Here is a 10,647-nt window from a genome sequence, read left to right as displayed (position 1 = left end):
GCAACTATGTATGAAGGTTTACTAAAGTATGAAAGTGACATGTCACTCAAGCCTTTATTAGCAAAAAATTATAAAATTTCTAATGATGGTTTAACTTATACTTTTAAAATTAGAAAAAATATCAAATTTAGTGATGGTACGACTTTAGATGCTAAAGCTATCAAATATAATTTTGATAGAGTCATGGATAAAAAGAAAAACTTAAGAAGACGTAGAAATTTTTTAGTTGTGGAAAGAGTTGAAGCAATTGGAACAGATACTGTAAAAATAATTTTAAAGACTCCTTATGCTCCAATGCTTAATAGGATTGCCTCTTTGACAATTATAAGTCCTGCAGCTTTAAAAAAATATGGAGACCGGGGTATTATTACACATCCTGTTGGAACAGGCCCATATGTTTATGATAAATGGATTCAAGGCGATAAATTAGTTATAAGAAAAAATACTTCTTATTGGGGGGAAAAACCAAAAGTAGACAAAGTAACATTCAAACCTGTTATGGAAAATGGATCTAGAATCGCTATGCTACAGACAGGTGAAGCAGATTTTATTTATCCTATGCCTACAGAACAAGTTAGAAGAATTAAGAGAAATAAAGATATTGAGATTATGACTAGTTTTTCTACTATCGCTAGATACGTTACTCTCAATACAACTAAAGATATTTTTAAAGATAAGAAAGTTCGTCAAGCAATAAACTATGCCGTTAACAAAAAAGCTTATGCACAGGTTGTAAAATCAGGATATTTAGTTCCATTAACATCATCTGTGCCTGAATCTTTAGAATATCATGTTGATCAAACACCATATGCTTTCAATTTGAAAAAAGCTAAAAAATTAATGAAAGAAGCCGGATATCCAAATGGTTTCACTACTTCTATTTGGGGTTCTAATAACACAGAAGATATGAAGGGAATGCAATTCATCAATCAGCAACTAGCTCAAATTGGAATTAAGGTTGAAGTTATGCCTATGGAAGAAGGGACTTTAGCTAACTCAATTTATAGTGCTCCAACTCCTGAAGAAGCTAAAATTAACATGTGGTATGTAAATTGGTCTTCTTTTGATATTGATGGTGCCACTAAAAATTTATTTCATAGTCACTTTATACCACCGGTATCTGCCAATACAGCTTATTACACAAATTCAAAAGTAGATAAAATGATTGATAATGGAGCCATTGAAACTAATACTAAAAAGAGAGCAAAAATTTATGCAGAGATGCAGACTGCTATTTGGAATGATGCTCCTTGGATTTTCTTAGGTTCAGATCAATTAGTTTCTGCTAAAAGAAAAACTACTAAAAATGTATATGTTATGCCCGATGGTTCAATTAACTTAGAAAAAGCTGATACAAGTAAATAATTAAAGGAAAAGAAATGTAGTACACCTACATTTCTTTTTTCTAAAAATTCACATTAAATTTTTAGGTGAATTCATAAAAATAATGTATAGGATTATAAAAAATAAAGGAGGGTATGATAAAACCTATATACTTATCATACAAACAAAAATGAGACATTATATTTTAAAACGTTTATTAAATACCATTCCAATTATAATAATAGTTTCAATTCTAATATTTTTATTTATACACCTAATTCCTGGAGATCCTGCAAGATTATTAGCTGGTCACCAAGCAACATTAGAGGAAATAACAATTATGAGAGATCAGTTAGGTCTTAATGACCCTATGTATCTGCAATATTTTAATTTTGTAAAAGATTTTTTTAGTGGAGACTTAGGAATATCTATAAAAACTGGGTTACCTATAAAAGAAATGCTTATTCCAAGGTTTAAACCAACACTATATTTAGCTATTTTTTCAATTGTTTGGGCTTCTATTCTTGGAGTAATTACAGGTATTATATCAGCTGTAAATAGAGGAAAAATTTTAGATTATTTTGTAATGATTATAGCTATTTCTGGGATTTCATTACCCTTATTTTGGCTCGGACTTATGCTCATTCAAGTATTCTCAGTTAATTTAGGATGGTTTCCAACAGGAGGGATAGATGGATTTAAAAGTTATGTCCTACCTTCTATTACACTTGGTGCAGGTATCATGTCTATGATAGCTCGTTATACTCGCTCTTCTATGATTGAGATTTTAAACGAACCATATATACGGACTTCTAGAGCTAAAGGACTATCTGAAATATTTATAGTTGGAAAACATGCCCTTAGAAATTCATTGATTGATGTGGTTACAATAGTAGGTCTACAATTTGGGTTTTTGCTTGCAGGATCTGTATTAGTAGAAACTGTTTTTTCAATACCAGGTCTAGGAAGATTATTAATAGACTCAATATTATTTAGAGATTATACAGTTATTCAAGTGATTCTATTAATCTTTACCCTTCAATTTATAGTTGTTAATTTAGTTGTAGATGTTATGTATGGTGTATTAAATCCTAAAATAAGATATGAATAAAGGAGAATTTAAATGAAAGATGAAAAAATAAAAAAACCTTATAAAGAATTTATTAAAAATTTTTTACGAAGAAAAATAGCGGTATTATCCCTATTATTAATTGTTTTGTTGATTCTAATAGGAATTTTTCAACCAATAACACTAGATCCAGATCTTGCAGATTATGATAACCTTTTAGCTCCGCCGAGTTACGCTCATTGGTTTGGAACCGATGAGTACGGAAGAGATCTTTTCAATAGAATAATAGTTGGAACTAGGCTTTCTCTAGCTGTTTCCCTTAGTTCTGTTTTTATAGGTACATTTATAGGAACTTTGTTGGGATTAGTCGCAGGGTTCTATGGCGGAAAAATAGAAAGTATAATCATGAGAAGTTGTGATGTACTATTTTCATTTCCAGGATTACTATTAGCAATAGGAATTGTTGCAATTATTGGACCAGGCCTTATAAATATTGTCGTTGCAATTTCAATATATGGAATACCTTCCTTTACTCGTATTGTGAGAAGTTCAACACTATCTATAAAAAAACTTCTTTACATAGAAGCTTCTAAATCTATTGGCGTCAGCAATTTCAGAATATTATTTATTCATATTTTTCCAGGAACTCTTCCAACGTTAATAGTTACTTTCACTATGAGAATAGGAACTGCCATAATTTCAGCAGCATCTCTTAGTTTTCTTGGGTTTGGAGCAAGCCCCACAAAACCAGATTGGGGTGCAATGTTATCCACAGGAAGAGACTATATTGGATTAGCTCCTCACATGCTTTTTTATCCAGGGCTCATGATATTTTTAACGGTTTTAGCATTTAACCTATTAGGAGATGGGTTAAGAGATACCCTAGATCCAAAATTAAATTAAGGAGACAACTATGAAAAATTTATTGAGAGTTAACAATTTAAAAACAGAGTTTAAAAAAAATAAAAGTAGTGTTATTGCTATTGAAGGAGTTTCATTTAATATAAACGAGGGTGAAATTGTAGGTCTCGTTGGTGAAAGTGGGAGCGGTAAATCAGTTACTTCACTTTCTATAATGAGACTTTTAGATGAGCAAGGAAAGGTAACTGATGGGAGCGTAGAGTTTAAAGGTGTAAATTTATTAAACTTAAGTAAAAATGAAATTAGAAAACTCAGAGGTAAACAGATGTCTATGATTTTTCAAGACCCTATGTCTTCCTTAAATCCAGTTTTGAAAATTGGAGATCAACTTATGGAAGGTAGTAAACTCCATTTAGGATTTTCAAAAATAGAAGCTAAGAAACATTCTATCAAAATGCTTGACCTTGTTGGAATTCCTAGTCCAGAAAACATTTTAACTAGGTACCCACATCAGTTAAGTGGTGGAATGTGTCAAAGGGTTATGATTGCTATGGCTATGGCCTGTAATCCAGAACTTCTTATCGCCGATGAACCAACAACTGCTCTAGATGTAACTATTCAAGCTCAAATAATGGAATTACTTTTAGAATTGAAAGAGAAAAAAAATATGGGTATTTTACTTATTACCCATGACCTTGGTGTTGTTGCAGAAATGTGTGATAAAGTTTTAGTAATGTATGCAGGTAGAATTGTAGAAAAAGCTAATGTATTAGATTTATTTGAAGCTCCAAAGCATCCATATACAAAAGGTTTAATTGCTTCAGTTCCAAAATTAGGAAACGGAGATAGTGAATTACCTTTTATAGAAGGGAAAGTACCTAGTCTAGGGGATATGCCAAAGGGATGTAAGTTTTCTCCTCGGTGTAATATTGCAATGGACATCTGTTTTAGTAAAGAACCTAAATTAATCAAAATTAGTCAAAATAGAGAATGTCGTTGCCATTTTGTAGAAGAGAAGGAGAGTTAGATGAAAGAAGTAATTTTAAAATTAGAGGGTATTCATAAAAAATTTATTATAACTAAAAAAAAATTTGGGAAAAAAGCAACCTTTGTACACGCATTAAACAATGTTTCTTTAGAGGTTTATAAAGGAGAAACTCTAGCCATTGTAGGAGAGAGTGGCTGTGGAAAATCAACTCTAGGTAGAGTTGCTAATAAAATTTTAGATGTGGAAAAAGGAAACGTTTACTTTAATGGTAATAATATAACTCATCTGAGTAGTAAGGAGATGTTAAAACATAGAAAAAAAATGCAAGTTATTTTTCAAGATCCTTACGGCTCTTTAAATCCTAGATTAAAAATAAAAGACTTAATTGGAGAACCTCTTTTGGTACACAGCGATATGAATAAAAATCAACGAGAAAAAAAAGTTAAAGAATTACTTAATATTGTGGGATTAAGTGAAGAACATTTAACTCGTTATCCTCACGAATTTAGTGGTGGCCAAAGACAGAGAGTTGGTATAGCTAGAGCTCTCTCTGTTAATCCTAGTCTAATTATAGCCGATGAGCCTATAAGTGCTTTAGACGTTTCTATTCAAGCACAAATCCTTAATATATTTAAAGAATTGCAAAGAAAATATGATTTAACATATATATTTATATCTCATGATTTAAGTGTGGTAGAGATGATTGCAGATAGAATTGGAGTAATGTATTTAGGAAAATTAGTAGAAATTGCAGATAAAAATAATTTATATAGTAGCCCTATGCACCCGTATACAAAGGCATTATTATCGGCTATTCCTGTGATAGATCCAACTAAAAAAAAGAAGAGAATTATATTAAAAGGTGATATTCCTAATCCTATTAATTTACCTACAGGATGTCCTTTTTCAACAAGATGTCCTCAAGTTTTAGATGTTTGTAAAGACAAGATGCCAGAATTAATTAAACTAAGTGACAGTCATAGTGTCGCATGTCATTTAATAAAAAAGATAAAATAGGAGGAATTTATGAGAAGGATACTAGTAGGTGGAATACGTCATGAATCAAATTCTTTTAACCCAATAATAGTTGACGAAAAAGACTTTAATGTAGAGTATGGGATGGAAATATTAAATTTTAAAACTAAAAATGATTCCTTGAGGGGGATAGTGGATACTCTTACTAATAGAGGTTATGAAGTAGTCCCTACTATAAATGCTAGAGCTGTTCCCAATGGAGAAGTTAGCTTACCTTTTTATAAGGCAATTAAAAAAGATTTTTTAGAAAGAGCTATTATAGCTAATGAAGAAAAAAAAATTGATGCAATTAATCTTGCGCTACACGGCTCTATGAGAGTGAAAGGTTTAGGGGAAGCAGAAAGTGATTTATTGATTGCTTTAAAACAACAGTTTCCTGATATCCCTGTTGTTTGCGCTTTAGATATGCATACAACAATGACGGATGATATGCATCAAAATTGTGATGCATATGTAGGATACAAATTTGCTCCTCATACTGATTGTTTTGAAACAGGAGAACACTCGGCAAAAATGTTGATTGAGATGTTAGAAAACAAGACTAAATTAACAAAAGCATGGGTAAGACTCCCTCTTCTTATAGCCGGGGAAAAATCAGAAACCTCGACAGAACCTATGGTTTCCCTCATAGATAAATTAAGAAAATCAGAAAAATTGGAAGGCGTTTTAGCGGCTTCTTATTTAATGGGTTATCCATGGGCGGACAGTGCTGAAGCTGGTGTTGCTGTATATGTTGTCACTTCAAACAATCAAGAGTTGGCCGATAAGTTAGCACTAGAGTTAGCAGATGAATTTTGGAGTTTAAGAGATAACTTTAAATTTCATACAGAAACTTATCTTCCAAAAGAATCTATAGATAAAGTATTTGAAGCTGTTAAAGAGGGGAATTTTCCTATTTATTTATCTGATTCTGGAGATAATCCCACCGCTGGTTCCTCTTCTGATTGTACAGAACTACTAGAATTACTTTTAAAAGATAAAAGAACATCAAAATTAAATAATCCTATTATCTATGGTGGGATCTATGATCCAGAAGCTACACTTCAATGTGAAGGGAAAATTGATAAAACTATAGAAATAACTATAGGTGCTAAATTTGATACTTTAACAACCAAACCCTTGACTATTAAAGGGACTGTAAAAAATCATATAAAATCATGGGGTAGTTATGAAAGTGATTTAGCTCTTTTTAACTCAAATGGTATAGACATTATTGTTTCCGAAAAACATGTTGGATATATTACTCCTAAAATGTTCACTGATCTAGGACTTAATCCTTTTAAAACAGAGGTTATTGTTTGTAAATTAGGATACCTTACTGCTCCTCATAGAGAGATAGCTAAAAAAACAATAATGGCTTTAACCAAAGGAAGTACTAATGAAGATATTGAAAATATTAGATATGAAAAAGTTTTAAGACCTATTTATCCTTTGGACAAAAATTTTAGTTATGATTCAAAGAAAAATTTAAAATAATATATATAAGATTTTATTGACTCTTGAATCTCTATTGGTGTAATATTATATATATAAGATCTAATAAGGAGAGTCATATGAGCATTATTAATAATTTAGAAGAAAAATTAGTCCCTATTGCAACTTGGATAAATAAAAATAATTATATTAATGGAATCAGAAAAGCATTTATTATCTTAATGCCACTATTAATGATTGGGTCTATATTTTTAATCATTTCAGTATTTCCATCGACTATATATCAAGATTTTATGTATAATAAGTTTGGTCCAAGTTGGAAAAACACCTTAGATATTCCTATTCGTGCAACGTTTTCTCTAATTGCTGTTTATGTATCATTTTTAGTCGCTCAACAACTCGGTAAGCAATTTAAAATTGATAGTACTACTGTTGGGCTACTCTCGTTAGTTTCATTTTTTATATTAACTCCTCTAGAATATACAGCTACTCTTGGAAAGGTTATTACTTTTACATGGCTTGGAAGTAGAGGAGTTTTTGTTGCTATGGTTATATCTATTGTTGTTGTTAAGATATTTAAATTTTTTGTAGCCCATAATATATTACTTAGAATGCCTGATGGAGTTCCTCCTGAAGTTACAAAATCTTTTGAAGCATTAATACCAGGAACAGTTATTCTTTCTTTAGCATTGTTACTTAGAATTACAATGATGAATACTCATTATGGCACAATTCATGACTTCATCTATAATATATTAGCATTGCCATTAAGATCTTTAGGAACTTCATTTATTGGGTCTTTATTAACAGTTCTATCCATTTCACTTTTATGGTCTGTAGGAATTAATAGTGGATCTATGGTAAACGGATTCATCAGACCATTTTGGTTAGAAAACCAAATTGACAACATTAATGCCTTAAAGGAAGGTTTACCTCTACCCCATATAATTACAGAGCAATTTTTTGATATGATCTGGATGGGAGGAGCAGGAAGCACACTTTCTTTATTATTAGCAATTATTCTATTTGCCAAAAGTAATCATATTAGAAGTGTTGGAGCCATCGGAGCTATCCCTGGGATTTTTAATATCAATGAACCTGTTTTATTTGGATTACCGATTATATTAAATCCTATTATGTTGATACCATTTAATATTGTACCATTAGTAATGCTAACCACTCAGTATATAGCTATGTCTATTGGATTAGTTTCTAGACCTCTAGGCCTTCCATTCCCTTGGCCTACTCCCGCAATTATAAGTGGATTTATAACAGTCGGAGATATTTCTGGATCTTTGATGCAGATTGCCAATCTAATTATTGGAGCGTTAATTTATCTACCATTTTTAAGAATTTTAGATAAGGCTAGCAAATATGAAGAAAAGCAATTAGAAATTTTTGAAAAAAGTAATAGGAATTAGAAAAACAAAAATAAATAGAATCTTATGATGGAAAAAGCCTTGGCAAAGATGGCAATCTATAGTGAGCCTATCCTAGCTTAAAGTACATTAATTTAATTGGAGGGTTAGAATTATGATAATAAGGGAAGCCTGTGTAGGCAATTTTATAGAAGCTAAAAATGCTGAAAAAGCTGGAGCTAAAAGGATTGAACTATGTGAAAATCTATATGAGGGAGGAACTACGCCGTCATATGGGACAGTAAAAAAAATTCTAGAAAAAATAAAAATACCAACATTAGTTATGATTAGACCTAGGGGAGGAGATTTTTGCTATTCTCCTACTGAGATTGAGATCATGATAGAAGATATCAAATTGTTTAAAAAACTAGGAGTAAAGGGTGTAGTTTTAGGTGTTTTAACAACTAAGAATAAGATTGATTATCCTATTTTAAAGAGTCTTTTAAAAGAAACTAGCGGTATGGAGGTTACGTTTCATAAAGCCATAGATGAAGTTATAAATCCTACGAATGAAGTGGAAAGTTTAATTCAATTAGGCATCCATCGAATCCTTACTTCTGGAAGACAGAAGACAGCCCTAGAGGGAGCAGAGATGTTAAATAAGATGATTAAAATTGCCAATAATAAAATTATAATTGTTGTTGCCGGTGGAGTTACTATGGGAAATTTTGAAGAGATAAGATTAAAAATACCATCTACTGAATTTCATGGAAAAAAAATAGTGGGCAGTTTAATCTAACATTTAAGATACCAGGAACAAAGTGAGTCATTGGAATGGAATATATATATTGGGAACTGGTAAAAACCTTTATCCCAGACAACAGAAAATAATTTAGGGGGATAAAATAAGTATGAAATATTTATTTGGAGTAGATCTTGGAGGTACAAACACTAAGATTGGTTTACTTAGTGCAGATGGAAACATATTATTAAATAAATCTATAAAAACAAATTCAGAGATGGGCTATGATGATTGTTTTAATAGAATTGCTGAAGTAATCAAAAAGATGAATATTGAAAAAAAAATTGATGAGAACGATATACTAGGGGTAGGAATAGGAATCCCCGGCCCTGTCCTTCACCAGGAGGTAGTCAGTTTTCTTGCTAACTTTCCTTGGAAAAAAAACCTTAATGTGGCCAAGATCTTAGGAGAGAAAACGGGATATAGAGTAAAAGTAGATAACGATGTAAATGTAATTACTTTAGGTGAAATTTGGCAAGGATCAGCCAAGGGCTACAGCAATGTTATCGGAATGGCTCTTGGAACTGGAATCGGTGGCGGAATAGTTGTAGATGGTAAATTAGTTGGAGGATTCCAAGGTGCAGGTGGAGAGATTGGTCATATGACAATAATCCCTAATGGAAAACTCTGTGGATGTGGAAAAAAAGGATGTTTTGAAGCATATGTTTCTGCTACGGGAATTGAAAGGGAAGCGGAATCAAGACTTACTGTAAATAAAAATAATAAACTTTGGGATATTATCTCGAAAAAAGAAGGGCAAAAAGTTGAAGCCAAAGATGTATTTGATGCGGCAAAATTAGGTGATAGTTTTTCTTTAGATATAGTTGACTATATTACAGAATATATAGCCTATGGACTGTCAATCTTATTACATGTAACTAATCCAGAGGTGGTAGTAATCGGCGGAGGAGTCGCCCTTGCAGGGGATATCCTATTTGATGGAATCACAAAAAAAATAAAAAAATATAGTCTCCTGGCATGTATAGATGATCTACAAATTTTACCAGCAAAATTAGGTGAGAAAGCAGGGATAATCGGAGCAGCAGCTTTGGTAGTTAACAGGTAATATTACAATTGAAAATTAGGCTCTAAAAGAGTTCTAGTACAACAATTAAAGTATCTGACGATTATGATTTCCTAGATAATAAAAAGATGACCTCTATTTAATATAGAAATCATCTTTTTTTTAATATATATAATACTATTTTTTAATAGCCCAACCAATTTTCATTTCCATGCCCATAAAAATACATCAGAATAAATATTATTGATATTGCCATAAGATAGATAAAATCATTTGATTTTAAGGACATCTTTTTATAGTATGTCCTTTTATTAAATCTGTCAAAACCTCTTCCTTCCATGGCAATAGCAACTCTTTCTGCTCTCCTAATGTTTGTTGCAAGAAGAGGTATAGGGAGGCTTATCTTCTCTTTAAAAGTTTTCTTTCTCCCTCCTAGCCTGATATCCCTTGCGTATTTTATCATTTTCATATCATTTTCCATCATTGGAAAGAACCTAAAAGCTACCATAACACCATAGGTCAATCCTGGATTTAACCTTAAATTTTGCATAAGGCTCATCAACATACTATTTGGATCTATATAATGGTCGTATAAATTCATACAAAAAGTGTTTAACCTTAAGCAAAAAAATAGGGTATAATTTAAGAAAACAATATGGGGGATTTTGATTATGAATACACGAAAAACTTACTCTTCTAAGTTTAAATTTAAGATCGTTTTGGAAGCTTTTACAGAAAGAGAAACTTTACAGA

The 10,647-nt window shown here is 31.5% G+C and carries 10 protein-coding genes; 9 read left to right on the top strand and 1 reads right to left on the bottom strand.

All coding sequences use genetic code 11. From position 1 onward, the window contains the following. The 9 genes from V5784_RS01285 to V5784_RS01245 form a co-directional block, all read left to right on the top strand. On the top strand, positions 1-1,365 hold a 1,365-nt coding region (locus tag V5784_RS01285), incomplete at its 5' end, for an ABC transporter substrate-binding protein (protein WP_336887238.1). A gap of 82 nt (positions 1,366-1,447) precedes the next feature. Further along, on the top strand, positions 1,448-2,434 hold the full coding sequence (locus V5784_RS01280) for an ABC transporter permease subunit (protein ID WP_336887237.1): 987 nt from the start codon (positions 1,448-1,450) through the stop codon (positions 2,432-2,434). A 12-nt stretch (positions 2,435-2,446) separates the two neighbouring features. After that, entirely contained in the window at positions 2,447-3,295 is an 849-nt protein-coding gene (locus V5784_RS01275) for an ABC transporter permease subunit (protein WP_336887236.1), read from the top strand. 10 nt (positions 3,296-3,305) lie between these two features. Then, entirely contained in the window at positions 3,306-4,280 is a 975-nt protein-coding gene (locus V5784_RS01270; RefSeq protein ID WP_336887235.1) for an ABC transporter ATP-binding protein, read from the top strand. Beyond that, the gene (locus V5784_RS01265) at positions 4,281-5,258 is read left to right on the top strand and encodes a dipeptide ABC transporter ATP-binding protein (RefSeq protein ID WP_336887234.1); all 978 of its coding nucleotides are present in this window, start codon (positions 4,281-4,283) and stop codon (positions 5,256-5,258) included. It abuts the gene before it with no gap. Positions 5,259-5,267: 9 nt separating this feature from the next. After that, complete coding sequence (locus V5784_RS01260) at positions 5,268-6,752, top strand: M81 family metallopeptidase (protein WP_336887233.1); 1,485 nt, start codon at positions 5,268-5,270, stop codon at positions 6,750-6,752. A gap of 77 nt (positions 6,753-6,829) precedes the next feature. Beyond that, entirely contained in the window at positions 6,830-8,131 is a 1,302-nt protein-coding gene (locus V5784_RS01255; RefSeq protein WP_336887232.1) for a PTS transporter subunit EIIC, read from the top strand. Between the two features lie 115 nt (positions 8,132-8,246). Then, positions 8,247-8,867 (top strand): copper homeostasis protein CutC, encoded by a 621-nt coding sequence (locus tag V5784_RS01250; protein WP_336887239.1) that lies wholly within the window; start codon positions 8,247-8,249, stop codon positions 8,865-8,867. 112 nt (positions 8,868-8,979) lie between these two features. After that, complete coding sequence (locus V5784_RS01245; RefSeq protein WP_336887231.1) at positions 8,980-9,936, top strand: ROK family protein; 957 nt, start codon at positions 8,980-8,982, stop codon at positions 9,934-9,936. Positions 9,937-10,078: 142 nt separating this feature from the next. Here V5784_RS01245 and V5784_RS01240 read toward each other — a convergent pair whose 3' ends face one another. Beyond that, positions 10,079-10,495 carry an energy-coupling factor transporter transmembrane component T gene (locus tag V5784_RS01240; protein ID WP_336887230.1) on the bottom strand — a complete coding sequence of 139 codons (417 nt, stop codon included), beginning with the start codon at positions 10,493-10,495 and terminating at the stop codon, positions 10,079-10,081. Positions 10,496-10,647 lie beyond the last annotated feature (152 nt).

This window comes from Psychrilyobacter sp. (assembly GCF_037132775.1).
Lineage (GTDB): Bacteria > Fusobacteriota > Fusobacteriia > Fusobacteriales > Fusobacteriaceae > Psychrilyobacter.
The sequence above is the reverse complement of the archived record's forward strand: the minus strand, read 5'-3'. Positions and strand labels throughout refer to the sequence as shown.